This is a genomic window from Ruegeria sp. BHSB064 (genome assembly GCF_059613205.1).
On sequence record NZ_JBXWSB010000030.1, the window covers coordinates 20,546 to 45,576 of the forward strand.

The window sequence follows — 25,031 nt, forward strand, 5'->3', positions numbered from 1 at the left end:
ACATGACCACCATCAACGGCGGAGAAGCCGTCTATCGCGTTCTGAAAGCCAACGGCATCGATACCGTTTTCGGCCTGCTGGGCGGCTCGATGCTGGAACTTTACGATGCCATGTATAAAGGCGGTCAGATCGCCTATGTCGGAGCGCGGGACGAACGTGCTGCGGGCCACATGGCTGATGCCTGGGCGCGAATGACGGGCAAACCCGGTGTGGTTCTGGGGGCACAGGCAGGGCCCGGCGTGGTCAACATCGTGACGGCGGTGGCCGAGGCGCAGCTGGCTTATTCTCCGCTTGTGGTTATTGCCGGAGCGATCACCCGTTCCGACCAATACAAGGATACGTTTCAGGAAATCGACCAGGTGGCACTGTTTGCCCCCATTTCCAAACGTTCGGTCATGGTGACAGATCCGGCGCGGCTGGCACCGATGCTGGAAGACGCCATCCGGTTGGCCAACACTGGCCGGCGCGGGCCAGTGGTGCTGCACGTCCCGCGTGACTTGTTTGCGGCTGACATTCCGGCTTTTGAGCCGACCCCGGTGAACATCGCGCGCGCCGGACCGGCCGCACCGTCTGACGTTGCCGCCATTGCCAAGCTGCTATCCGGGGCTGAAAGGCCGGTGATCTTTGCCGGTGGGGGCTTCAAATGGGGAGACGGGCGCGTCGCTTTGACGGAATTGGCCGAAAAGCTTGAGGTTCCGGTCGTCGCATCAACCGGCCATGCCGACGTCATGCCCCACGGGCACCCGTGGTTTGCAGGGCAGGCCGGTCCACGTGGCAATGTCCTCGCCAGCAGGCTGACGCGCGAGGCGGATGTCATGGTGGTTCTCGGAGCCCGGCTGGGGTTCAACTCGACCTTTCATTCCAACGACTATGTCGGGGCAGATACCCGGATTGCCCATGTCGATATCGAAGGCGCAGCGGTTGGCCGTTATTTCCCTGCCGAGATCGCAGCACAGGGCGACGCTCGTCTGACTGCCGAAGCTTTGATTGATGCTGCAAAGCGCCCGGATTGCGATTCCTGGCGCGAAGCGTTTCGGTCTGGCATGTCCGACCTCGCAGCCGAGCGCGCGGCTGAGGCAGAGCTGGACAGCCTGCCCATGCACCCGCGCCGTGCCCTTGCTGAAATCCGCGCGACCTTGCCCGAAGACGCCATCGTAACGCTGGACACGGGCAACACTTGCCTGCAAGCCGCTGACCGGCTGTCCCATTATGCACCGATGTCCCTGATCACTCCTTTGGATTTTGGCCTTGTCGGCTTTGGTCTTGCCGCCGCAATCGGAGCCAAGGCCGCTGCGCCGGATCGCCCCGTCGTGGCTTTGATGGGTGATGGGGCCGTCGGCTATACGATGATTGAGATTCAGACCGCCATTCAGCACAATCTGCCAATCACCATCGTTGTTTTGGATAACGAGGCTTGGGGAGCGGAAAAGGCGTACCAGCAAGAGTTTTACGGAGGCCGTTTGCTGGGAGCCGAAATCCAATCGCCCCGCTTCGACCAATTTGCTGAGTTGTGCGGTGGGACAGGTATATGGGTGGATGGGCCCGGTGGCATCGGCCCGGCATTGCAACAGGCCATCGCGTCAAATGAAACAACGGTTATCCAGGCTAAAATCGACCCGGGCGCGTTGATGACCTTGCGCAAAGACCTGTTCAAAGCACCGCAAAAAGACTGAGCTCAACTAGGTCGATCTATTCAGATCAGTCTTGGCTGACACCCCGGCGAGGAAGGTTGACGCAGGTTCTGGCAATGCGCCGAAAGCGACGGGCGTGTCCGTGTTGACCTTCTACAATATCGTTCTTTTTTGCGTCAGATCAGGGTGTTCGCAGGGCCGATTTCAAGCTTTTTCGCGTTTGGTCAACTTTTACATCGAATTGCCATCAGGGGTTCCACGACCGTAAAAGCGCCGCATGATCATGGGCGTGAGGTACATGGGAATCTGATAGGCACCGATGAAGGCCATAATTGGTGCGGTCACTTCGGGCGGCAGGGCTACAAAAAAGATCGCGATGTTTCGGTTTCCGGCGATCAACGAAACTGCCGTTGCCCTTGCCGGGGGAAGCCTGCTTTGAGCCAAATAAAACATGACAATCTGTGCGCCAAAGTTGGCCAGACAGGCAAAGGCGATCCAGAATGCAGCCAAAGCCGGATCCTCCAACGCTGTTGCGCTGACCGACGGCATCAGGCCAATGACAAATACAGCCAGTGTAAGCGTTCCCAATCCTTCAAGGTTCAGCAGCGTGGATTGCGAAGGCGCGCGCAGAACCGTTCTTCTTACAAACATGGCGGCACCGGTTGCGCCTAAAATTGTCAGTAACAGACGCAAGCCTGCCCCTAAAACCGCCTGAATATCACCAAGCTCGGGCATGAGCAGAAAAATGGGCAGTGCGGTCAAAGGCAACAAAGCCGTGCCGACAACCATCAGTCGCATCGCGTGTTCCGGTGCGTGACCCATCATCATGCACATATTCGGGCTGCCTGAAATGGACGGGGCCGCCGTCATGATCAGCAGGCACAGCAGCACCGGCGCTCCGATCCACCCACAAGCGTATCCAACTGTTATGAGGATTATCGGCGTCACCAGCTGAAACGCGACAACTGTAAGGGCGACTTTAGGCAGCTCACTCAATGACCCAACGATGGCTTTGGGGTCCATCCTCAGCACTGTCACGAAAAGCAGCAGAACGACCAAAGGGGCCAGCAGGTCTCGCATTGGGTCAGCCAGAGATGGCAACAGAAGACCTGCTGCCAACCCGCCGATCAGAACATAAGGGCCATGGCGCGCGGCCAGATGAAGCGGGTTCAAAACCGCTTTATCCGCCCGGGCTTTGTCGCAGGTTTTCAGGCAACCAGGTCGCGAGGTCAGGGAACCAGATCAGGATAAAGACCATCAGAACCATGATCAGGAACATTGGAATGGCCGCCCGCGCGATATAGCTCATCTCGTGGTTGGTCATGCCCTGCATCACGAACAGGTTGAACCCGATCGGGGGCGTGATCTGTGCCATCTCGACGACGACCACAATGAAGATACCGAACCAGATCAGGTCGATCCCGGCGTCACGGATCATGGGCTCGACCACCGCCATTGTCAGCACGACCGAAGAAATACCGTCCAGAAAACAGCCCAGAATGATGTAGAAGACCAGCAGCACCATAAGCAGTTCGAACCGTGTCAGCTCCCAACCCGCAATCAGATCAGCCAAACCGCGTGGCAGGCCGGTAAAGCCCATCGACAGCGACAGGAACGCCGCGCCCGCCAGGATAAGGGCGATCATCGCGCTGGTGCGTGTGGCCCCCATCAGACTTTCGGTAAAGGTTTTCCAATTCAAAGATCCCTGACCCGCCGCCAACAGCAGCCCGCCGATGACCCCGAAAGCAGCGGCCTCTGTCGCGGTGGCATATCCCAGATACATCGACCCGATCACCACCATGATCAAAAGGATTACAGGCAGCAGGAAACGAGAGTTCTTGATCTTTTCTGAGAAACTCAGTTTGGCTTCGGTATTGGGGCTCCAGTCTTTGCCGAGTTTGGAATAGATCGCCACGTAGCCCATGAACATCGCCGCCAGTACCAGGCCGGGAAGGATCCCTGCAAAGAAAAGCTTGGTGATGGATTCATTGATCGTCACACCGTAGACGATCAGGGTCAGCGAGGGCGGTATCATCAGCCCGAGTGTTGCCGCCCCGGTCAATGTTCCGATGATCATGCGTTCGGGATAGTTGCGCTTGCGCAGTTCGGGGATCGACATTTTGCCAACCGTTGTCAGCGTGGCCGCTGACGAGCCCGAGACAGCCGCAAAAACCGTACATCCGACAATGTTGGTGTGTACCAGTCCACCCGGCAAAGGGGCCATCCAAGGGGACAGGCCCTTGAACATGTCTTCGGATAATCGCGTTCGGTACAGGATTTCACCCATCCAGATGAACATGGGCAGGGCGGTCAGGGTCCAGGACGACGACGCCGACCAGATGGTGGTGATCATCACGTCCCCGACGGGGCGGGTGGTGAACAGCTCCATTCCGACCCAGGCAACGCCCATCAGGGCCAACCCGACCCATACGCCGGTGCCCAGCAAAGTGAAAAGGACAAAGAGGAAGAGGATGATGACAGAGAGGTTTTCCATGATTTACTCTCCGTGGCTTTGATCGGCCAGATCGCGGACGATGCGGTGTTTGCCCTTGAAAAGCACGTGGATCAAATGATCAGTCAGAGCAATGGCCAGAATGACTGCGCCAAACAGCATCGCGGATTGCGGGATCCAAAGGGCGGTTCGGTCCTGGCCTTGGCTGATGTCGTTGAACTTCCAGCTCCAATAGACAAAGCGGTATGCGTACCAGCAAAAATACCACATGACAGCAGTGCCGATGGCGAAGCACCAGACCTCCAGAATACGCCTGACCCCATCCGGTACGGCGTTCAGTAGGATTGAAACCCGGATATGGCTGCCCCGGTTCAGCGCATTGGCAAAAGCCAGAAAGGATGCAGCGGCCATCGCGTAACCCGCATAGTCGGGTGCTCCGGGAAACACTTCACCGGTCCAGCGGGCCAGCATCTGCACGACGATCAGCAACAGGATGGCGATCAGGCTGAGTGCCGCCAAAACCCCTGCCGCCAGATAGATGAAGTCGAGTACGGACCGAAGCCCTCGCAAAACCGCCATGCTGTCCCCGCTGTGTTTTGATTGGATGCGAAAAGGGCGGCCGGATGAACCGCCGCCCAAATCGAAAGGTTACTGAGACGCGTTGAATGCGTCGACGATGGCTTTGCCTTCGTCACCGGCAGCTTCCAGCCATTCATTGGTCATGGTCACGCCGATCTCTTTCAGCTCGTTGGTCATCTGTTCAGAGGCCGGACCAACAGTCATGCCGCCATCCCGCAAACCCTGCAGTGTGAACCCGGTGTATTCCTTGGCGCGCCAGTTGCCTGCGTATTCTGCCAGCTCTGCACAGCCCTTGATGACGTTCTTGTTGGCATCAGACACACCAGACCAGACATCAGAATTGACCATCACGTAGTTGCGCGGCAACCAGGCATCGACTTCGTAGAAATAGTTCAGGCTTTCCCAGACTTTGCGGTCATAACCGGTCGATCCAGACGACACCATCGAATCCGCCACACCCGTTGCAAAGGCCTGACTGATTTCCGCCGCTTCGATCGTCACCGGCAGCATCCCGGTCAGTTCGGCCAACCGCGAGGTCGCATTGTTGTATGAGCGAAACTTGATGCCCTTCATGTCAGCGACCGAGTTGACCTCGTTCTTGAAGTACAGGCCCTGAGGCGGCCACGGTACAGCATAAAGCAGCGTCAGGTTCTGCTCGGCCAGTACTTTTTCGATAGATGGCTTGGCGGCGTCCCAAAGCTTGGCGCTGTCGTCGAACGAGGTTGCGAGGAAGGGGATTGAGTCAAAGCCAAACAGCGCGTTTTCGTTCTGGTGACCGGATAGAAGACGTTCACCAATCGGGGCCTGACCGGTCTGGATCGCGCGTTTGATATCGGCACCCTTGAACAGCGAACCGGAAGGGTGTGTGACGATTTCGATCTCACCACCTGTGCCGGTGGTCACGCATTTGGCGAACTCCGCGCCTGTGGCCGAGTGGAAGTTCGACGCCGAATAAGCCATCGGCATGTCCCATTTTTCGGCCATGGCTGGTGCCGCCGCAGCTGCGGTCAATGCAGTTGCTGCCAGAAGATTTGTCAGTTTTTTCATCGTTTTCTCCCTATTGAGTATTGAAGCACCGATGTTTTTCATCGGCTTGTTCTTATGTTGCGTAGCGTGACGGCGCGTAGACGCTCACATCCGCGTTTGGAGTTCTGCCCGCGATCATCTGCGCCAAAAGGCGTCCGGTTTTTGGCCCGCCTGTCAGGCCAATGTGATGGTGCCCAAAGCCCATATAGGCACCCTTGATACCGGGCACGTCGCCGATGATCGGGATCGAGTCAGCCGGGGCGGGCCTGTGCCCCATCCATTCCACTTCCTCCTTCCATGTTATGCCCGGAAAAGCCGCCCGGGCATTTTTTCGCATTAATTCAAACGGCGCGCGCGAGGGCGGGGCATCCAACCCTCCGAACTCTACAATACCTGCCAAGCGTATGCGCCCTTCCATGGGTGTGGCAACAAACTTACCCGATGCGACCATGACAGGGCTGCGCGGCATGGCAGAAGGTTCCACCAATTCAAGATGATACCCGCGTTCGCTTTCCAGCGGGACCGAAATACCCAAGCGCTTGGCCAATGGTCCCGACCAGACGCCTGCCGTCACGATGGCTGTGTCGCACGCAATGGTTTCGCCACCTGCGCGAACACCGCTCACGGTTCCGCCTTCACGCGTGACGTCTTCGACATTGGCTCGGATGATCCGACCTCCGTTGGCCTCAACATGTGCAGCTAGGTCTTTGACATATCGGCCCGGATCGGTGATGTGGCCATGATCTGACAGCTTGGCCGCAAACCCAATCTCCTGGCTGAATACGGGATCGTAATCGTGGAATGCATTGCCTTCCAGTTCTTCCCACGCAAAGCCATGTTTGCGCCGAATGCCCCAACCAAAGGCATCACCTTCGAAGTGAGCGCGGTTTTCATAAAGGAACAGATAATCGCTGGGGACGATCCATTTCTCTGCGCCAGTGCCGGCTGCCAGCGCCTTGTGGTCGTTCAGACTGTCGCCCACGATGGGCGTCAAGGCTGCAGCGATCCGTTCCACGTCTGCGGCGTTTGCGTGGCTCAAATACTGCCTGAGCCATGGCAATAACTTCGGTAAGTACCCCCATTTCAGGAACAGCGGCTGAGAGGGGCTTAACAGCATCTTTGGCGCTTTGCCGAGCAGCCCCGGAACCGTCACAGGCACGATAGAGCATGACGCCAGAACGCCGCCATTGCCATGCGAGGTTCCTTCGCCCGGTCCGGCCTTGTCGATCAAAATCACGTCGTGACCGTCGCGCTGCAACCAGACAGCCGCGGACACTCCGACAATTCCGGCCCCGATGATGGCTATGGTCTTCTTCTCGTTCACTTTGCCACCACCTTTGACACTGCGTAGTGGTCCAGCTTGCCCAAGTCGGGTTTGCCGCCAAGCCCGGGGCCGTCGGTCACGCAGACTTGCCCGTTCCTGATCTGGAAAGGTTCTTCCAATATGTCCTCTTTCAGGAAATACGACGCCTGATAGAATTCACAGCCCAGAGTGATTTCCGGGGTCGCGGCAATCATGTGTGTGCCTGCCAAATGGGCCAGACCAGCCTCGAACATGTCTCCACCATAGGCTGTCAGGCCGTGTGCAGCCGCAATACGCGCGACGGTCTGACCGCGTGTCAGGCTGCCGGATTTCATAATCTTGACGGAAACACCGTCGCAGATCCCTTCGCGCGCTGCGCGCTCCATGTCCTCAGGGCCAAACACACTCTCGTCTGCCAGCAACGGCACATCTGTCATTCGGCGCAACTTGGCCATCATGTCGAAGTGATGGGCGCGCACGGGCTGTTCGATAAAGTCGGGATCGAAGCGGGCGACGTCGCGCACCTGTGCCGGGGCATCCTCGATACTTAGCCCTTGGTTATAATCCACGCGCACCGAAAACTCGGGGCAGTTCTGGGCCAGGTATTCCAGCCGCATGATGTCAAAGGCGTGATCCTTGAATCCGGTCTTGAGTTTGACAATCCGGACACCATCGTCGTGCAACCGTGCCAACAGGTCGATGTCTTGGGCGAAGTCCGGGTTGGCGATGGAACAACTGAGAGGTATCGCATCCCGACATTTCCCGCCCAACAAGGACCAGACCGGAACGTTGCTGATCCGGCCTGCAAGATCCAGCAGCGCGGTTTCAAGTGCCGCTTTGGCCTCGGTGCAATGCGCGACGGCATAAGCAGCGCGCGCCATGATCGCGGATCTGCCGCTGACTTTTGCACCCAAAACAAGCGGACGCAGATACCGATCGAGCGCAGCAAAGGTTGCCTCTGGCGTGCCGGTGAATACTGACCAGGGCGATGCTTCGCCAAACCCTTGCGAGCCGTCCTCGGATGTCAGCCGCAGGATAACAATTTCGCAAACGCCTTCGACGGACCCAATGCCGTGATCCCGCCGCGAGGTCACTGGCAGCTTGAGGTGCCATAGGTCATAGCCTGTGATTTTTTGTGACAGATCGCTCATTCGGCCCCCTATAGATGTGCAGAAGCCTGCCTTGACCGGCATATCATTTCAAATACTATATCTTCGACAGTTCATCAGAAAAAATGATACTATACCGATGTCTTTGCGCTTTCGTCAGCTTCAAGCCTTTCACGCGATCATGGAAACCGGAACCGTGACCGGCGCGGCATCGGTTCTTGGCATCTCGCAACCCGGCATCAGCAACCTTTTGGCGCAATTGGAGCGCGAGGCGCGATTACCTTTGTTCGAACGCAACAAGGGGCGTCTGTTGCCCACGCCTGAAGCCGAGCTGTTGTACCGCGAAGTCGACACTGTTGTGCGTGGGTTGGACCATGTTGCGCAGGCGGTAACGGATTTGCAAAACAAGCATCCCGGTCAGTTACAGGTTGCCGCGCCACACCTGTTGTCATTTGGTTTCATGCCGCGTGAGATCGCGCGTTTTGCCGAAAGCCGCCCGAACTTGTCCGTCAGCTTTCAGTCGCAATACTCTTCGAAGATTCAGGAATGGGTGACGTCTGGCCTGTTCGAGATCGGCATTGTTGAGATGCCCATTCTGCATGACACGCTGAACTATCAGGTGTTTCAGTTCGAAACGCTGGCAACTTTCCCGGTTGACAGCCCGTTGGTGGCGTATGACGTTCTGACGCCAGAAATTCTGGAAAACGAGCCTTTTATTGTCATGGGGCCGGAACACCAGACGCATCGTAAAACCCGCGATATTTTTCAACGTGCCGGGCGCACATGGCGCACGCAGATTCACACACATTTGTCCGAAAATCTGCTGAGCTTTGTGAAGCAAGGCATGGGGGTCGCCATGATCGACCCCTTCACTGTTACATTCGATGAAGAGAGCGGGTATCAGACCCGCCCATTCAAACCAGCGGTCATGCTGGAGCTTGCAATCATCACCGCCAAAGGTCGCCCCCTATCCAGGATCGCTCAGGAGTTTCTGGATCAGCTGATCCCGTCAATCGCCTCTTACGCAACCCATTCGGATACTGGCGCAGCAGCTTCGTGAAGTTGTTGGGAATGGATGTCGACCAGTGTGGGACCGTCATGTGCGATGGCCTGTTTCAGGATTTTTGGCAGGTCTTCGGGGTCTTTGACCGTCCATGATTTCACACCAAAGGCTGACGCCACTGCGGCGTGGTCCGTGCGGTTGAAGTCAACATTGTAGAATCGTTGACCAAAGCCTGCATCCTGTCCCGCCTTGATCCAGCCGAAGACCGCATTTGAGAAGACAATCGATGTGATAGGCATTTTGTGACGTACCATCGTTTCGAACTCACCACACGTGAACCCAAACGAGCCATCACCCATGACGGCCAGGGTCTTGACCGACGGACGCCCGACATGTGCCCCCATCGCTGCACCTAATGAATAGCCCAGAGCGCCATGCGCCCGGTTGGTGATGAACTGCCGCCCCGACGTCCGCCAACGGTAATGCGCACTGAAGTAAGGGCAGGGGGTGCCGGGATCCGCCACAACGATTGCGTCATCATCCAGAATATCCGTCAACGCCGCCATGACCGCTTCGGGCCGGATCGGCATTTCACGACTTGCCGCCAGCGGTGCGAAAGCGGCCAGCTTGGCATCCCACGCGGCGCGGGCTTTATCCGCCCCGCCTTGTGCGTTTAGATCCTGCCGATCTTCTAGTGCGCGGGCCAGAGCCTCGAGCGCCAGTCGGGCATCCGCGCAGATCGCCACTTCGGTTTGGTAGTTTGCGCCAATCACCATGGGATCGCTGTCGATGTGGATGATTGTGGCATCGCGCCCTGGGCTTCTCCACCGTTCGGTCGTGACCGAACCGGCGCGGCAGCCAATGAACAGGACGACATCCGCCTGATCCACGACAGCACGTGTCGCGGGCACACCTCCGTTAGACCCGACAACGCCCAAAGCCAGAGGGTCGGTTTCGGCGATGGATCCCTGTCCGGATACGGTTGTGGCAACGGGCATATCCAACAGACCGGCGACCTGTCGCAAGGCTTCGGTTGCACCTGACAGAACCGGACCTCCACCGCAGACAGCAACAGCGGATTTGGCCCGTGCCAGAACATCCGCCGCCGCTTCGATTGCATCCATGTCCGGGGCAGCGCGTTCGGCAGGATAGCTGCGATGCCTGTAATCCGCCCAGATTTCGGCCTCATCCACCTGTGCTTTCTGCGTGTCGAAGGGCAGGGCCAGATGCGTGGCGCCCGGTCTGCCTGTCGTCATTGCCCGAAAAGCCGCCCGCACCATGGCAGGAAGCCGCGCGGCGTCGTCCAGAGAGGTATTCCACTTGGCCAACGGCTTGAACAGGGCGGGCTGATCCAGCTCGGTCAACGGGTACTTGCCCCGGCTGGTTGTCGCGACGTCCGAGGTGATCGCCAGTATCGGAACCGAGCTTTCGTTGGCTTCGACAACGCCGGGCAGAATGTAAGTTGCACCACCGCCCGAGGGACCTTCGCAGACACCGGGCTTTCCTGTCACGCGCGCGTAACCATCCGCCATATAGGCTGCGTGCCGTTCATCCCGCGTCAGAATGTGCTGAATACCGTGATCCATGCGCGCCAGAGCGTCATAGAACGGCAATGTTGTATCGCCGCACAGGCCGAACATGTGCTTCACGCCATGTGCCTCGAGCATACGCACCATGGCCTCTGCTCCGGTCAGATAATTCGTTCCAGTCATGATCCACGAGCCTCTCGATTCCGTGCTGTACGCAGAACTGTATACAGTTTTGTATATTGATTTCAAGCTCTGCCTATGGCACCTGTGGCAAACAAGAGGAAGGGCAGGTTAATGGCGGGTCCACGGGTCGACGACATCTATGATCAGGTAAAGGCGATGGCGGTTTCGTTCCGTCTGCGCCCCGGGGATCGTCTGAACGAAGTTGCCCTATCCAAGGATCTGGGCGTCAGCCGCACTCCGCTGCGCGAGGCGTTGAACAGGCTGGTTGCTGAACGGCTTTTTGACTTTCGGCCCGGACAGGGTTTTTTCTGCCGTCCGTTGGATGCGCAAAGCGTATTTGACCTGTTCGAACTGCGCGAGATTATCGAAACCGCCGCCGCGCGTGCGGCGTGTTCCAAAGCGTCGAACAAAGACCTGCAGAATCTGCGCGATGAGCTTTACACAACGGGCATCGACATCACCGGCCTGACCGTCGAAGAAGCAGTCAGCCGGGATGAGGCTTTTCACCTCGGGATAGCGAAACTGTCGGGCAATATGGAACTGTTGCATACCCTGACACGGATCAACGAGCGCATACGCTACATCCGCTGGATCTCCATGAGTTTGGACCGGGTTCACCGTTCAAAAGACGAACATAAGCGAGTTATGCAAGCGTTGATGGAACGGGATGCGGAAGAGGCCGCGCGTGTTCTTGGTGCTCATATCACCAAGCGCATGGATCAGGTACAGGACGCTGTGCGTCACGGAATTAGCAGCATTTACTTGGAAGGGTCCGAAGAAATCTCGACCCGCATAATCGAGGAGGTCGAGGGATGATCGCGCAGGGCGGAAAATCCATATACGGTGCATCCGTTGGTATTCTGATGCTGGATGCCCATTTCCCGAGAATCCCGGGCGATATGGGTAATGCGCTGACATGGCCGTTTCCGGTTCTCTACCGCATTGTCCGCGACGCTTCGCCTGATCGCGTGGTTCGGCACCGGGCCGAGGGGATGCTGGACGTTTTCATCGACGCCGCGCAGGATCTGGTGCGGGATGGTGTAGATGGCATAACCACCAATTGCGGTTTCCTGTCCCTGTTCCAGAAAGAACTGGCCGAAGCCGTCTCGGTTCCGGTGGCCACATCGTCATTGATGCAGGTGGAAATGGTGAATCGCATTCTACCTGCAGGCAAGCGCACCGGGGTATTAACTATTTCAGCCTCGACCCTGACCAAAGATCATCTGCAGGCGGCCAAAGTGCCGTTGGATACCCCGATTGGCACAACCGAAGGCGGGCAGGAGTTCACCCGTGCGATCCTTGAAAATGAGCTAAGGCTGGATGTTCAGAAAGCGCGCGAAGACAATATACAGGCGGCGCGTAACTTGGTTGCGGACAATCCTGACTTAGGTGCAATCGTTCTGGAGTGCACGAATATGTGTCCTTACGCATCCGATATCCAACAGGCCACCGGGTTGCCCGTGTTTTCTATCGTCTCGTTCATTCAGTGGTTTCAGGCCGGTCTGGTTCCGCGGACATTTTGAGTTAAAAATTGGTGCGCGAAGCACCATGCTCGGTCATGACAAAATAGAAAACGCCCGATCCTGAAGACCGGGCGTAAAAACAGGTTCTGTCTGAAATGGATCAGAGACCCCACTTCTCGCGGTTGGCCTCAAAGAAGCCTTGCGCTTTTTTCACTTCGATCCAGTTGTTCACGTAGTTGATCCAGACCTGATCACCCTGCGGTAGGATCATCGCGATGGGCGACGGCGACCGGGGGCCTGCATTCTTGACGCGTTCGACCGGGAACTTCGCCTCAAGGGTAGATCCTTCGATGTTCGACGTGATGAATACATCCGCCCGCCCGGCGATCACCTCCTGAAAACCGCGCGCCGGTGCTTCGACAACTTTGATTTCGGCATTCGGGAACCATTCACGCACGCGCTTTTCAAACGTCGTGCCCAGCGTTGTAGCAACCGTCACACCCGGCTGGTTGATGGAGTCGTATCCGTCGAATTTGTCCGCCTTGTCCTTAGTTGTGTATGGGAACAACTCCACTGCAATGTAGCTGTCCGAAAAACCGGCAACCTTCATGCGCGGCGGAGAGATAGAGGCCGAACCGGTCAGGTGGTACTTGCCAGCCACCACGCCATTGACCAGTGTTTTCCAGTCGGTCGGTACATATTCGACCTCAACCCCCAGATCGGCAGCCAGTTCGTTCATAATGTCGATGTCATAGCCTTTGTAGCTGTTGGTTGCCGGATCGCGCAGCGACATCGGGTTCCAGTCGCCTGTGGTGCCGACTTTAAGCACACCGGAATCCAACACTTCATTCAGTGCAGATTGCGCATGTGCAGCGCCCGACAATACCAGTCCAAGCGCGGCAGCCGCCGCGGTTTTCCAAAAAGTGTTCATTGAATTCTCCTGTTGGTGGCGTTTCGGCCTTGCTGCCGTTTTCATCATTGATTTAAGCCGAAAGAGAAAGATAACCTCAAGAAAATAAAACAACGCGATCAGCACAGGGACAGACCAGCTTATGCAAGACGCCGCAATCGAACTTGTCGGCGTGAACAAGTGGTTCGACACGTTTCACGTTCTCAAAGACATTAACCTGACGGTCAAAAGCGGTGAAAAGGTGGTGATTTGCGGGCCCTCGGGTTCAGGTAAATCTACCGTCGTGCGGTGTATTAACCAGTTGGAAAAGCATCAGAAAGGCACCATTCGCGTGGATGGGGTCGAGTTGACGGATGACGCCAAATCCGCAGCAACCATCCGGTCCGAGGTCGGCATGGTCTTCCAGCAATTCAATCTGTTCCCGCATCTGACTGTGCTGGAAAACCTGACACTAGGTCCGATCAAGGCACGCGGACTGAGTCGAAAAGAGGCCGAGGAAAAAGCGCGTCTTTATCTTGAGCGTGTGCATATTCCTGATCAGGCCGACAAAAAACCCATTCAACTGTCAGGCGGTCAGCAACAACGGGTCGCCATTGCGCGATCCCTGTGTATGGAGCCGCGTGTGCTTTTGTTTGACGAGCCGACCTCGGCGCTGGACCCCGAGATGATCTCGGAAGTGCTGGATGTCATGGTCGAATTGGCGAATGAAGGCATGACGATGGTGGTTGTAACGCACGAGATGGGGTTCGCGCGCAAGGTGGCCGACAATATGATCTTCATGGACGCGGGCGAGATCGTTGAAGAAGGCAATCCCGAACACTTCTTCACCAACCCGCAATCCGAGCGGTGTCGTAAATTCCTGTCGCAAATTCTGCAGCACTGAGAGGGGCCGATGAAAAAACTTCTTCTTATGGCGCCCTTGCTTTTGCTGGCGGGTTGCTCCTCGTCCCAGACCTGGGGCTGGTATGTGATCGACCCGACTACGGCATCGGGCTGGACCAATGTAAAATTCCTGATCTCGGGAATGTGGGCAACGATCCAGATCTCTCTGATTGCCGCTGTTCTGTCGATTGTCATCGGATTGATGGTGGCGTTGCCGGGGCTGTCCGAGAAACGCGGCTGGCGTTTGGTCAATCGGGTCTATGTGGAATTCATCCGCGCCATTCCACTGCTGCCTATGCTGTTCTGGGTCTTTTACGGATTGCCCATCGTGTTCCAGTCGATGGGAATGAACGTCCCGATTGATCCTTTCTGGGGCGCGATCATCACACTTGCAATTTCGGACAGCGCCTTCACCGCCGAGATCTATCGGGCAGGCATTCAATCCATTGCGCGCGGTCAGCGTGAAGCGGCGCAGACCATCGGTCTGAATTACGTGCAGACCATGCGCTATGTGATCCTGCCTCAGGCGATCCGGCGCATTCTGCCGCCGCTTGCCAACCAGTTCATCTACATCGTCAAGATGAGTGCTTTTGCCAGCGTCATCGGGATGCAGGAACTGACCCGCCGTGCAAACGAATTGGTGGTGACGGAATACCGACCGCTGGAAATATACACCCTGCTGATTTTCGAATATCTGATCCTGGTTTTGATCATCAGTGCCGGAGTGCGCTGGCTGGAACGCCGCATGGGCGCAGATGAGCGCGGATAAGGAGCTTACTTATGGACTGGAAAGATTTCATGGCCGAGACCGAGGCCAACATCGGCACGTTCTCGAAAGAAGTTCCCGAAACGGTGCGTGGTTTTGGCATCATGGGCAAGGCCGCCAAGTCCGACGGAGCATTGAGCGAGAAGACCAAGGAATTCATCGCATTAGGCATCGCTGTCGCGACCCGTTGTGACAGCTGCATCGGGTTTCATGTGAAGTCGCTTGTTCGTCTGGGGGCCACGCGCGAAGAGATGTGCGAGGCGTTGGCCATGGCGACCTATATGGGCGGCGGGCCGTCCTATGCGTACAGTGCAAAGGCCCTTAAAGCTTATGACGTTTTTTCTGACTGAGGTTCAGACAGCCAAATAAGCGCCGAGAGGTCAGGCTAACTGTGCCTCCCACTCAATCAGCGATCGCTTGACCGTTTTGTCCCGCATGCAGAATGTTCTCTTCTGCGGTCTTGCGTACAATTGCACCGATCTTGAGAAGGTTTTCACTCAGCGGGTTTGTTTTGCGCCAGACCAAGCCAATCGTCCGGGCAGGCGGTGTGTCCTGGAACCGGGCGATTGAAACGTCGGCGGATCGGGTCTCTAAGCCCACCGCCATTTCCGGTATCAGCGTTACTCCAATCCCGGCCCCAACCATCTGTACGAGGGTAGACAGCGAACTTCCCTCCATAATCTGTTGTGGTTCGATGTTGCGGATCGAGCAAAAAGACAGGGCCTGATCGCGAAAACAATGGCCTTCCTCCAGTAACAACAACCGCATTGTTCTCAGCTGCGATGAACTGGGCATCGGAAGGCTGGCGTCCTGTGCCGGGCGGACCAGTAAGAAGTCTTCGTTGAACAGCGAAAACTCTCGAAGACTGGGCTCGGAAACAGGTAGGGCGACAACGCCGACATCCAGCCGTGAGTCGAGAATTTCCCGGATCACGGACTCTGTGATGGTCTCTTTGGGTTCGATTGTCAGTTGTGGGAATCGCCGGGACAAAGCCTTGATGATCGAGGGCAGCAGATAAGGTGCCACTGTCGGGATAACGCCAATCCGCAATCGCCCTGACAATGGGCCGGACGGTGATTGTACCAGATTGCCCAAATCTTCGACCCGCATCAGGATTTCACGGCCGTGGCTCAGAACGTCTTCGCCAAGGGCCGTCAGCCGGGTTTCACGCGCGGCGCGTTCCACCAGCGGGCCGCCCATTATGGCCTCCAGCTCTTTGATCTGAATGGATAGTGCAGGCTGCGAGATTGCGCTGGCCGCTGCGGCTTTGCCGAAGTGACCATGAGTGGCAAGGGCCTCAAAGTAACGCAGGTGTTTGAGTGTCAGTGCTTTCATTAGAAAAACTAATCACAATGATAGAAATTACAAATTTCCATTTATCGCTTGGGTCGGGTACGAGTCAACCTATCTGAACCCCTAGGTAAATACTCAGGAGATTTACAATGGATGGTAACCCTCACAATCATCAATCCGGCGGCTGCCCCGTCATGCATGGCGGGAACACGGGCACTGGCAACTCTGTCACCAAATGGTGGCCGGATGCGCTGAACCTGGACATTCTGAGCCAGCACGACACCCGTACCAACCCGATGGATGCGGATTACAACCACCGTGAAGCGGTCAAAGGGCTGGATTTCAAAGCTGTTCGGGCCGATGTCGAAGCGTTGCTGACTGACAGTCAGGACTGGTGGCCGGCTGACTGGGGTCATTATGGGGGCCTGATGATCCGTTTGGCCTGGCACTCGGCCGGGTCGTACCGCATGGGTGACGGTCGCGGTGGTGCAGGGTCGGGCAACATTCGCTTCGCGCCACTGAACTCGTGGCCAGACAACGCCAGCCTGGATAAAGCCCGCCGTCTGTTGTGGCCTGTAAAAAAGAAATACGGCAACGCGCTGTCCTGGGCCGACCTGATCGTTCTTTCGGGCACGGTCGCCTATGAAACCATGGGTCTGAAAACCTTTGGCTTTGGCTTTGGGCGCGAAGACATCTGGGGCCCGGAAAAAGACGTGTACTGGGGTTCGGAAAACGAGTGGCTTGCTCCGTCCGAGAACCGCTATGGAGATTTGGAAACACCCGGCACGCTGGAAAACCCGTTGGGCGCTGTGCATATGGGCCTGATCTATGTGAATCCCGAAGGTGTGAACGGCAACCCGGACCCGGCGAAAACCGCGCTTCATATCCGTGAAACCTTTGCCCGTATGGCGATGGATGACGAAGAGACCGCAGCGCTGACATGCGGTGGTCACACGGTTGGTAAGGCGCACGGCGCAATGGCGGGCGACAACATCGGTGCCGAGCCCGAAGCCTGCCCGGTTTCCGGCCAGGGTCTGGGCTGGGACAACCCGGATCAGAACGGCAAGGCAACCAACGCTTTCACTTCAGGCATTGAGGGTGCCTGGACGAAAGAGCCGCTGAAGTTCGATATGGGCTATTTCGATTATCTGTTCGGTTACGAATGGGAACTGGGCAAATCACCCGCTGGCGCGCATCAGTGGCAGCCCATCGACATGCCGGAAGATGAAAAGCCGGTCGACCCAACGGACCCTTCTGTCCGCCGGATGCCGATGATGACCGATGCGGATATGGCGATGAAAGTTGATCCGGCCTACAACGCGATCTGTCAGAAATTCATGGCTGATCCGGACTATTTCGCTGACACTTTCGCGCGTGCCTGGTTCAAGCTGACCCACCGCGACATGGGGCCGCGCGTTAATTACTACGGCCCGGACGTACCCGCAGAAGATCTGATCTGGCAGGATCCGATCCCTGTAGGTTCAACCGGATATGATGTTGATGCGGTCAAGGCAAAGATCGCGGATAGCGGCCTGACTGCCGTCGAGATGATCACCACCGCCTGGGACAGTGCCCGCACCTTCCGTGGCTCGGACAAACGCGGTGGCGCAAATGGTGCGCGCATCCGTCTTGCGCCGCAGAAAGACTGGGCGGGCAACGAGCCTGAGCGTCTGGCAAAAGTTCTGGGTGTGCTCGAACCGATTGCCGCCGAAAGCGGAGCTTCGATCGCTGACGTGATCGTTCTGGCGGGTAATGTCGGTCTGGAACAGTCGATCAAGGCTGCGGGCTTTGACGTGGCGGTACCATTCTCGGCCGGTCGCGGGGACGCGACGGACGATCAGACAGATGCCGACAGCTTCTCGGTGCTCGAGCCGCTGGCTGACGGGTTCCGCAACTGGCAGCTTAAAGAATACGCGGTGTCGCCCGAGGCGATGATGCTGGACCGCGCGCAATTGCTGGGCCTGACGGCATCCGAGATGACAGTTCTGGTTGGCGGCCTGCGTGTTCTGGGCGCCAATCATGGCGGATCGGCGCACGGTGTCTTCACTGACCGTGTCGGACAGCTGACCACTGACTTCTTCGTCAACCTGACGGATATGTCGCTCAGCTGGCATCCGGTCGAGGGTGGCACCTACGAGTTGCGTGATCGCGCGTCTGGTGAGGTCAAGTTTACGGCCACCAGTGCTGATCTGGTCTTTGGCTCGAACTCGATCCTGCGTGGCTATGCCGAGGTCTATGCTCAGGATGATAACGCCGAGAAGTTTGTACGCGACTTCGTGGCAGCCTGGACCAAGGTCATGAACAACGACCGGTTTGATCTGGTCGCCTAAAGTATGAAAAAACCAGGCGAGGATCTCCTCGCCTGGTCTTTTGCCAAAGGTCCTTCGACTGGTTCAAGGTGGTTCCAGCCTGCGGAATAAAGTGGAACGTTTGGACTTTGAAGCAGCGGTTCTAGTTCACATCACCGCAGCACAGTGACCGTAATATTTCCAACTCGGAACCGCCCGTCTGGTGCCAAAGGCATCCATTTCTCGGGCCCAACCTGGCGACCCCCTGTCCAGGTGCCGTTGGAAGAGTTCATGTCCCGAATGTACAGATCACCCTTCTTTTCAACCCGTAACACACAGTGTTGGCCCGAGGCTTTTTCGCTGCGCGTCAGTGCCAGGTCAGCCCAGTTCGGATCGCGCCCAATCTTGATTTGATGGGATTTCTGCAAGCCCGCCACCTTCCGAAACTCGATAACCTTGCCGCGATCCGGGCCATCCATTGCGGCAAGCTGCCAATATGCCAAGGGGCGCGGTGCCATCGGGCTGTACCATGTCACGTCAGCCGCCCGATCATATCCTGAAGCGGCATTCGGGTTCATTCCCGTCAGACCCAGAGACATGATCTTTTTGACGGCGCGCGCGGACCGCCGCACAGGTGAAATGGGTTTGCCTTGTTTGTCCCGCATGTTCAGGCGCATGGCTTGAAACCTTTGTCGATCCGGTTGCTTATTTCCAAAGTAGATCTAAGCAACCTGGAAGAAGCACTGCGGATCATCGTGGATCAGGCGGAACGCAACGTGGTCAACCCAGATCAGTTCTTTGAGCAGGTTCTGGGTGTGGCTGCGGATATGAGCCGCAGACCTGATCAGGTGTTGCGGCAGTCGGTCCCCAGCCTTGCGGAAGCTGTGGCATTGGATGAATACTTGGCGGACATAACTTATAAATCTCAGATCATGGCCATAACTTAGGATGATGGGGTGCGCCTTCCGATTTCCGAACAACAGACCATCGTCAACGGGCTTTATAACAAGATTGAGCGGTATCGCCGGTACAATGAATCCACCGATCAATGGGTTGATTATCTTGGCGCGGGCCCGCAGGCAGGCAACCTGCTTTACCCAATGCTGTTGGACGATCTTCCATAGTCCCGGGCGCTTAATTCACGGGACATGAACCCTTTATAAGCAGTTGAAGCCGCGGTTATTCCGCGACTTCAGGAGCGGGAGTGTGTTTTCTGAACTGCTGATCAAACAAGGTACGGAAACTACCGCTTTTCTTCATCAACTCGTCCAGATTACCCTGTTCTACGATTGCACCGTCCTGGAGCACGATGATCTTGTCGGCCTCAAGCACCGTCGACAGTCGGTGCGCGATGACGATGACGGTTACATTCTGCGTCAAGGCATCCAGAGCTTTCTTAACAAGCGATTCCGATTCAGCATCCAGCGCACTGGTGGCCTCGTCCAAAAGCAGGATCTCGGCGTTACGCAGAATGGCCCGCGCGATCGCGATCCTTTGTTTTTGACCACCTGACAGGAATGTGCCGTTTTCGCCGACCTGAGTGTCATATCCTTGAGGCAACTCCATGATGAAATCATGCGCATGGGCTGCTTTGGCCGCTTCCATAACCTCTTCCTCGGTCGCTTCGGGGGCCGAGCAGCGCAGGTTATCAAGGATGGATGCGGAAAACAGGAAGGTGTCCTGACCTACATACGAGATCTTTCGGCGTAAGGAGGCAAAGCTCACCTCTCTCAGATCTTGCCCGTCGATCTCAACAACGCCCTCATCGGGATCATAAAACCGCATGATCAATCCGAACAATGTGGATTTACCGCCGCCGGACTGGCCCACAAGTGCCGTTGTCTTACCTGCTTCGAACGAGACGTTCATGTCTTCGATCACAGGTACAGCACCTTGATACCCAAAGGTCACATTGCGCAGGGCAATATGACCCGGCCCCTCGGTCAGATCGTGGGCGTCGGGGCTTTCGGTCATCGTGTCTTCCTGGTCCAGCAAGCCAAACAACATGCTGACACCGACCATATTGGCTTCGATCTGGACACGCATGCGCGACAGGCGTTTCGCGGGTTCGTAAGCCATCAGCAAAGCGGTGATGAAGGACATCAATTGCCCGGCTGTGGGCTGTTCAGTCCCCGCGATGCCCATCGTGCTGACAATAAGCACGCCGGCAACTGCAAGGCCTGCCAGAAACTCCATCAGCGGACTGGCGATTGCTTGCAGTCTGGCAATGTCGTTTGAGCGTTGTTCGACCTTGCGAATAGCGGTCTCCATCCGGTCGATCATGCGATCTTCCAGTGAAAAGACCTTGATGACCTTGATGCCGGCCGACGTTTCCTGAAGGACGCGAATGATCTCGGCCAGCGATTTGAACTCGGCCTGCATGATTTTGCGCACGCTTTTCAGCAGATACCGTACCCCGAGCAATGCAACCGGACCCACAATAAAGAACATTACTGACAGAACGGGCTGCTGATACACCATGACCGCAACCAGCCCGACCAAAGTCAGGGCGTCGCGGACGAAGCCTGTAACAAGCACATCGATCAAACTGCGGGCAGATTGAGCACCATTGGTTGTGCGCATCAGAAGATCCGACGACTCGTTGGCAGTAAAGAAAGAAACGCCGTGACGAAGCAGTTTTCGGTAAACCTTTTCCTGCTGTTGTGCGACGATTCGATTGCCCGCGCGCGCCAGATAGTTCGCTTGAATATACGAGGCAATCGCCTTGGTCAGGAACAGAAGAACCACGGCAAGCGCGATGACCTGCGCCCATCCCCGCAGTTCGGGGCTGGTCATGGCATCAACGATGTATTCCATCATATAAGCCGATCCGGCGGTGGTGATGGCCACAACGATCATTGCCAAAATCGCAATACCATACAGTGGGCCTTGCTCGTAAAAGCTTTCGCCCACAAGGCGGCCCATGTAGCCCGATCGCCATTTTTTCCAGGCGCGCGTTATCATTGCGTTCTCCAAATCGTGAAACGGTGCGCACGTTCAGATACCCTAATTTTTCCCGGGCCTAAAGGGCAGATACCGGGCTGCGTCAGTGCGGCCCATGGAAACTGTCTTTCGTGCGCAGCCGTAGATAGGGATTGCAATGGGATCTAACAAGGCCAATGCGCCTTTTTACGCCGATTGCCCGTTTTGGGACAGAACGACTTGGACTCGTTGAAATATTTATAATGAGAACAGAGCCATTGGCGCGCGGCGGGGCCGCGCGGTTGTGACAAAGTTGGCGCTTGGTAAGACTCAGCCCTGTTCCTGCAGATATGCCATCAGGTTCACTATATCTTCATCTTTTTTCAAACCGGGAAACTGCATCCGGTTGCCGGGCAGAAATTCCTTGGGATCGGCCAGAAACGCGGTCAGAGTCGCCGGCGTCCATACAATGTCGGTGTTCTGAAGGGCTTTGGAGTATTTGAATCCTTCCACCTGACCTGCGGATTTACCAATAATAGCATGCAGGGACGGACCGGCACCATTGCGGCCTTCGTCTAGCTTGTGACAAGCGCTGCATTTGCGAAAAACCTTTTTTCCCGCTTTGGCGTCCCCTGATGCTGCGGTTGCAACGACCGCAGTTGTTGGCGCGGCAGGTGCTGCGGCCTGTTCGCCGTCTGCGCGAAAGACCAGCCGCGCCGTGATGGGCACTGTTCGGGTGATGCCAGGAAGGTTGGCCAGTTCCATCAGTTTGTCGACACCCGCATTAACACCGGCATCCTCAGCGTTGAGGAACACCATATCATTGGTCGCGACCAAGACGGTTGTTTCTGACAAGCGGGCGACAAACATCTCGGTGTCAAAGGCAACCTCTGTTCCCGCCAGCGTCAGGACAGATGCGGCATCCACTGTCGTGGTTTCTCCGACGGTCAGCCCGGACAATTCGGCCATGTCAAAACCTGCTTTCAGGATTGCGGTACTTGCTTTGCGAAAGACAAATTCGATCATCCGCTCGTTTCGAATGTCGATGTTTGTCTCAACCGATGACAGGTCGATTGCGATTTCTGCCTGGCCATTCTGGGTTACATGGCCGCTGAGTTTGGTGAAGCTGTTAACCTCTCCGACAGAGTTTTTCTTGATGGTTCCGTAAGCCAGATGAGAGTTGTCGCTGTCCAGCGTCCAATTGTCGGCCAGAACCGGCGCTGCAACAATCGCCGACGCAATCGTGACTGCTTTCAACAGAAGTTTCATTTCAATCCTCCAAGGTTTATGACACTTTTGCCCCTGCGGGCTTGGTCCGTGAGAGACAAACACACACAGGTCGCGATTTATTCGATGAGTGCCGAAATGACTTCTGAACAGGCCGTCCGCGATGCGGTGCAGACGCATTCGAAACGCGTCTGGCGGTTTGCGCTGGCATTGTCAGGGGCATCAGATGTGGCGGACGATCTTTTGCAGGCCACATGCCTGCGCGCGTTGGAGCGCCACCATCAGGTCACGTCGCACAACCGCCTGGACAGTTGGTTGATGACGATTTGCCGGTCGATCTGGTTGAATGAGCTTCGGTCGCGCTCGGTTCGGCGGGCCCAAGCCTTGTCGGTGACGCCAGAAGCTGACCTTATGGCCACCGGACCGGATTCAGAAACGAATATTTTCGCGACTGAAGTGTTTACACAAGTGATGCTGCTGCCAGAAGCGCAGCGGGAAACGGTTATGCTTGTATTCGTCGAAGGGTACAGCTACCGCGAAGCCGCTGCTTTGCTGGAAGTTCCCATCGGTACGATTATGAGCCGGCTATCGAATGCCCGGCAGAAACTGAAAACCGTGATGCAGCTTGATGCGGCTGGCACCGCGCGACGGAGTGGCAAATGACGTTTTCCGACGAGACGCTGTTGGCGTATCTGGAAGGCACACTGGACGAGGCTCAGAGCCGCGCCATCGAGGCGGCGGTTGAGGATGATGCTGAACTTGAAAGCCGTTTAATGACGCTGGATCCGTTCGCACCTGTCATTCAGGACGTTTTTGAGAAATTACCTGCCGAAATCCCGAAGATTGAATTGCCGGAACCCGTGGAGCAAAACACAGGCGGTGGGCTATTGCGCCTTTTCGCCGTGGCTGCGGGTGTCGGGGTCGCAGCAGTTGCCCTGACGTTTTGGGCCACACGCCCTGCTGATTTGGGCTGGGCGCAGCAAGCGGCGATCTATCAGTCGCTTTATGTGCCCGAGACGATTGTATCTCTGGACAGTTCAGAAGCTTCACTGGACAAGCAGTTTGAAATGGCCGAGGCCGAGCTTGGACGGTCTTTGAACCGTGAAACACTTGAGTCCTTGCCGGGTCTCGAGCTTAAGAGGGCGCAGGTTCTGTCATTCAAAGGCAAACCTCTGATCCAGGTTGTCTTTGCAGATGAACAGGGTCAGCCATTTGCGTTCTGCGTAATACGTCAGGGACCCAACGCCCCTCCCGCAGAGATCAAGCAAGCGGTGCTGAGCGGATTGGCGACGGCCACTTGGGCTCAAGACGGCTATGGGTACATGCTGTTGGGCAGTTCTCCGCAAACAGATTTACAGAGTGAGCTGGACGTTCTGACCCGCACTTTTGCAGGCTGATCAGAAACTCTTGCAATGCCTCTTGTGAACAGTGGCAAATGCCCGAAGAATACCGGCATGAAATCGAAGAAACCTTTACCCCTTCCTGAGGAAGAGGCCGATGATCTCGGCCCGGCCAGTATTTTTGATGGTGATCCGTCTGAGGAAGAAGATCTTTGGTTTCTGCCTCCCGATGAGGTCGAGGAAGAGGATTATCTCCTTCCCGGCCCACGATCCGATCAACGTTTGCTGTTTGACCCACGAGATTGGCGAGCGGCGCAGTCTGAATTGTCGGCAGAGCTTGCAGATCTTGCTCTGACCTTCGGTGCTTTGGACGAACGTTTGCGCGCAGGTCCAAAAGGGTGGACGCATCGTTTGGCCTTGATGGAGACGTCTGATCTGGGCTGGTGGACGGGTGATCGCATCAGTGTTGACCGATTGGCCTTGTGGACCGGCCTGCGCATCGGAGCGACCCATGATGACGTGCAAGCATTGTTCCGCGCCGGATGGGCCGTGCGCCGCCTGAGCTCGGGTGCTGCTCCCGCGCAAGGGGGATGGGAAACCGGATTGACGGCATTTCTCGACCGTTTGGCACAAGGGTCCGATGCAGCCCCGGATGCAATTGTGGATCTGGCAGAAGTGATGCAAGGCGTTGAAGGTTTGCATCCGGTCACGCAATCAGCAATCGCGTTTCATGCATGGCGCGCAATTGCCCAGGGCATTGGCCAAGATACAGAGGCCGCCGTGATAGCAGCGCGGCATGCGGCGTCCATGGGTCGGGGTGGTGCGGTGTTTATGCCGCTTGCGTTGTCCGGTCCGGGCGCGTTGCGCGGGGCAGGAGAGCCGACGGAAAAACTCGGGGCCTGGATCCGAGGGGCCGGGCAGGCGGCCCTTGCGGGGTTGTTGCACCTCGACCGGATCAGTGCCTGGGAGGCTAAAGCCCGGGACGTCACGCAAGATCTGAGCGGGCGCACCCCACCGCGCCTGATTGAGGCATTGGCCTCGTGGCCTATGGTGTCAGCTCCTTTGGCCGAAGATCTGACCGAAGCGTCGCGCGCAGCGGTTCAGCGCAATTTCGATCTGTTTAAC

At 56.7% G+C, this 25,031-nt stretch carries 25 protein-coding genes; 13 read left to right on the plus strand and 12 right to left on the minus strand.

Annotated features, from left to right (window positions below):
• Positions 1–2: 2 nt before the first annotated feature.
• Complete coding sequence (locus AC2FNU_RS09605; protein WP_496787645.1) at positions 3–1,673, plus strand: thiamine pyrophosphate-binding protein; 1,671 nt, start codon at positions 3–5, stop codon at positions 1,671–1,673.
• A gap of 189 nt (positions 1,674–1,862) precedes the next feature.
• Here the strand turns inward: AC2FNU_RS09605 and AC2FNU_RS09610 are convergent, their stop codons facing one another.
• The 6 genes from AC2FNU_RS09610 to AC2FNU_RS09635 form a co-directional block, all read right to left on the minus strand.
• Entirely contained in the window at positions 1,863–2,804 is a 942-nt protein-coding gene (locus tag AC2FNU_RS09610) for a hypothetical protein (RefSeq protein WP_496787648.1), read from the minus strand.
• Between the two features lie 7 nt (positions 2,805–2,811).
• Complete coding sequence (locus AC2FNU_RS09615; RefSeq protein ID WP_480799351.1) at positions 2,812–4,125, minus strand: TRAP transporter large permease; 1,314 nt, start codon at positions 4,123–4,125, stop codon at positions 2,812–2,814.
• Positions 4,126–4,128: 3 nt separating this feature from the next.
• The gene (locus tag AC2FNU_RS09620; RefSeq protein ID WP_496787654.1) at positions 4,129–4,662 is read right to left on the minus strand and encodes a TRAP transporter small permease; all 534 of its coding nucleotides are present in this window, start codon (positions 4,660–4,662) and stop codon (positions 4,129–4,131) included.
• Positions 4,663–4,731: 69 nt separating this feature from the next.
• Positions 4,732–5,709: a TRAP transporter substrate-binding protein gene (locus AC2FNU_RS09625; protein ID WP_496787657.1), complete on the minus strand. Its 978-nt coding sequence runs from the start codon at positions 5,707–5,709 to the stop codon at positions 4,732–4,734.
• A 52-nt stretch (positions 5,710–5,761) separates the two neighbouring features.
• The gene (locus tag AC2FNU_RS09630; RefSeq protein ID WP_496787661.1) at positions 5,762–7,012 is read right to left on the minus strand and encodes an NAD(P)/FAD-dependent oxidoreductase; all 1,251 of its coding nucleotides are present in this window, start codon (positions 7,010–7,012) and stop codon (positions 5,762–5,764) included.
• On the minus strand, positions 7,009–8,142 hold the full coding sequence (locus AC2FNU_RS09635; RefSeq protein WP_496787664.1) for an enolase C-terminal domain-like protein: 1,134 nt from the start codon (positions 8,140–8,142) through the stop codon (positions 7,009–7,011). The genes AC2FNU_RS09630 and AC2FNU_RS09635 overlap by 4 nt, the downstream gene beginning before the upstream one ends.
• A gap of 97 nt (positions 8,143–8,239) precedes the next feature.
• Between AC2FNU_RS09635 and AC2FNU_RS09640 the strand changes: the two genes are divergently transcribed.
• The gene (locus AC2FNU_RS09640; RefSeq protein WP_496787668.1) at positions 8,240–9,160 is read left to right on the plus strand and encodes a LysR family transcriptional regulator; all 921 of its coding nucleotides are present in this window, start codon (positions 8,240–8,242) and stop codon (positions 9,158–9,160) included.
• Here the strand turns inward: AC2FNU_RS09640 and AC2FNU_RS09645 are convergent.
• Positions 9,121–10,815, minus strand: coding sequence for a thiamine pyrophosphate-binding protein (locus tag AC2FNU_RS09645; protein WP_496787670.1), 1,695 nt, complete (start codon positions 10,813–10,815; stop codon positions 9,121–9,123). The genes AC2FNU_RS09640 and AC2FNU_RS09645 overlap by 40 nt on opposite strands.
• Positions 10,816–10,926: 111 nt before the next feature.
• On the opposite strand from AC2FNU_RS09645, the gene AC2FNU_RS09650 reads away from it, so the two are divergent.
• Positions 10,927–11,631 (plus strand): GntR family transcriptional regulator, encoded by a 705-nt coding sequence (locus AC2FNU_RS09650; RefSeq protein ID WP_496787671.1) that lies wholly within the window; start codon positions 10,927–10,929, stop codon positions 11,629–11,631.
• A complete protein-coding gene (locus AC2FNU_RS09655; protein ID WP_496787673.1) occupies positions 11,628–12,338 on the plus strand; it encodes an aspartate/glutamate racemase family protein in 711 nt (236 codons plus the stop codon). Before AC2FNU_RS09650 ends, AC2FNU_RS09655 begins: the two co-directional genes overlap by 4 nt.
• A gap of 100 nt (positions 12,339–12,438) precedes the next feature.
• On the opposite strand, the gene AC2FNU_RS09660 is transcribed toward AC2FNU_RS09655, so the two are convergent.
• The gene (locus AC2FNU_RS09660; RefSeq protein WP_496787675.1) at positions 12,439–13,209 is read right to left on the minus strand and encodes a transporter substrate-binding domain-containing protein; all 771 of its coding nucleotides are present in this window, start codon (positions 13,207–13,209) and stop codon (positions 12,439–12,441) included.
• 121 nt (positions 13,210–13,330) lie between these two features.
• Between AC2FNU_RS09660 and AC2FNU_RS09665 the strand changes: the two genes are divergently transcribed.
• The 3 genes from AC2FNU_RS09665 to AC2FNU_RS09675 are packed head-to-tail and all read left to right on the plus strand — an operon-like array spanning position 13,331 to position 15,186.
• Positions 13,331–14,071, plus strand: coding sequence for an amino acid ABC transporter ATP-binding protein (locus AC2FNU_RS09665; protein ID WP_496787677.1), 741 nt, complete (start codon positions 13,331–13,333; stop codon positions 14,069–14,071).
• 9 nt (positions 14,072–14,080) lie between these two features.
• A complete protein-coding gene (locus AC2FNU_RS09670; RefSeq protein WP_496787681.1) occupies positions 14,081–14,839 on the plus strand; it encodes an amino acid ABC transporter permease in 759 nt (252 codons plus the stop codon).
• A gap of 11 nt (positions 14,840–14,850) precedes the next feature.
• Positions 14,851–15,186, plus strand: coding sequence for a carboxymuconolactone decarboxylase family protein (locus AC2FNU_RS09675; protein ID WP_496787684.1), 336 nt, complete (start codon positions 14,851–14,853; stop codon positions 15,184–15,186).
• Positions 15,187–15,238: 52 nt separating this feature from the next.
• Here AC2FNU_RS09675 and AC2FNU_RS09680 read toward each other — a convergent pair whose 3' ends face one another.
• Positions 15,239–16,171, minus strand: coding sequence for a hydrogen peroxide-inducible genes activator (locus AC2FNU_RS09680; RefSeq protein WP_496787689.1), 933 nt, complete (start codon positions 16,169–16,171; stop codon positions 15,239–15,241).
• 107 nt (positions 16,172–16,278) lie between these two features.
• Between AC2FNU_RS09680 and katG the strand changes: the two genes are divergently transcribed.
• Positions 16,279–18,459, plus strand: a complete 2,181-nt coding sequence (gene katG, locus AC2FNU_RS09685) for a catalase/peroxidase HPI (protein WP_496787693.1) — start codon at positions 16,279–16,281, stop codon at positions 18,457–18,459.
• 131 nt (positions 18,460–18,590) lie between these two features.
• Here the strand turns inward: katG and AC2FNU_RS09690 are convergent, their stop codons facing one another.
• The gene (locus AC2FNU_RS09690; protein ID WP_496787696.1) at positions 18,591–19,094 is read right to left on the minus strand and encodes an FHA domain-containing protein; all 504 of its coding nucleotides are present in this window, start codon (positions 19,092–19,094) and stop codon (positions 18,591–18,593) included.
• Between the two features lie 3 nt (positions 19,095–19,097).
• Between AC2FNU_RS09690 and AC2FNU_RS09695 the strand changes: the two genes are divergently transcribed.
• Positions 19,098–19,364 carry a hypothetical protein gene (locus AC2FNU_RS09695; RefSeq protein WP_496787698.1) on the plus strand — a complete coding sequence of 89 codons (267 nt, stop codon included), beginning with the start codon at positions 19,098–19,100 and terminating at the stop codon, positions 19,362–19,364.
• A 9-nt stretch (positions 19,365–19,373) separates the two neighbouring features.
• Positions 19,374–19,541: a hypothetical protein gene (locus AC2FNU_RS09700; protein WP_496787702.1), complete on the plus strand. Its 168-nt coding sequence runs from the start codon at positions 19,374–19,376 to the stop codon at positions 19,539–19,541.
• A 55-nt stretch (positions 19,542–19,596) separates the two neighbouring features.
• Here the strand turns inward: AC2FNU_RS09700 and AC2FNU_RS09705 are convergent, their stop codons facing one another.
• The gene (locus tag AC2FNU_RS09705; RefSeq protein WP_496787704.1) at positions 19,597–21,381 is read right to left on the minus strand and encodes an ABC transporter ATP-binding protein; all 1,785 of its coding nucleotides are present in this window, start codon (positions 21,379–21,381) and stop codon (positions 19,597–19,599) included.
• A 288-nt stretch (positions 21,382–21,669) separates the two neighbouring features.
• The gene (locus AC2FNU_RS09710) at positions 21,670–22,608 is read right to left on the minus strand and encodes a c-type cytochrome (RefSeq protein ID WP_496787705.1); all 939 of its coding nucleotides are present in this window, start codon (positions 22,606–22,608) and stop codon (positions 21,670–21,672) included.
• A gap of 18 nt (positions 22,609–22,626) precedes the next feature.
• Between AC2FNU_RS09710 and AC2FNU_RS09715 the strand changes: the two genes are divergently transcribed.
• From AC2FNU_RS09715 to AC2FNU_RS09725, 3 genes are all read left to right on the plus strand, one after another.
• The gene (locus AC2FNU_RS09715) at positions 22,627–23,229 is read left to right on the plus strand and encodes an RNA polymerase sigma factor (RefSeq protein ID WP_496787706.1); all 603 of its coding nucleotides are present in this window, start codon (positions 22,627–22,629) and stop codon (positions 23,227–23,229) included.
• Entirely contained in the window at positions 23,226–23,963 is a 738-nt protein-coding gene (locus AC2FNU_RS09720; RefSeq protein WP_496787707.1) for a hypothetical protein, read from the plus strand. Before AC2FNU_RS09715 ends, AC2FNU_RS09720 begins: the two co-directional genes overlap by 4 nt.
• Positions 23,964–24,020: 57 nt before the next feature.
• The coding region (locus AC2FNU_RS09725) for a helix-turn-helix domain-containing protein (protein WP_496787709.1) at positions 24,021–25,031 on the plus strand (1,011 nt) is incomplete at its 3' end.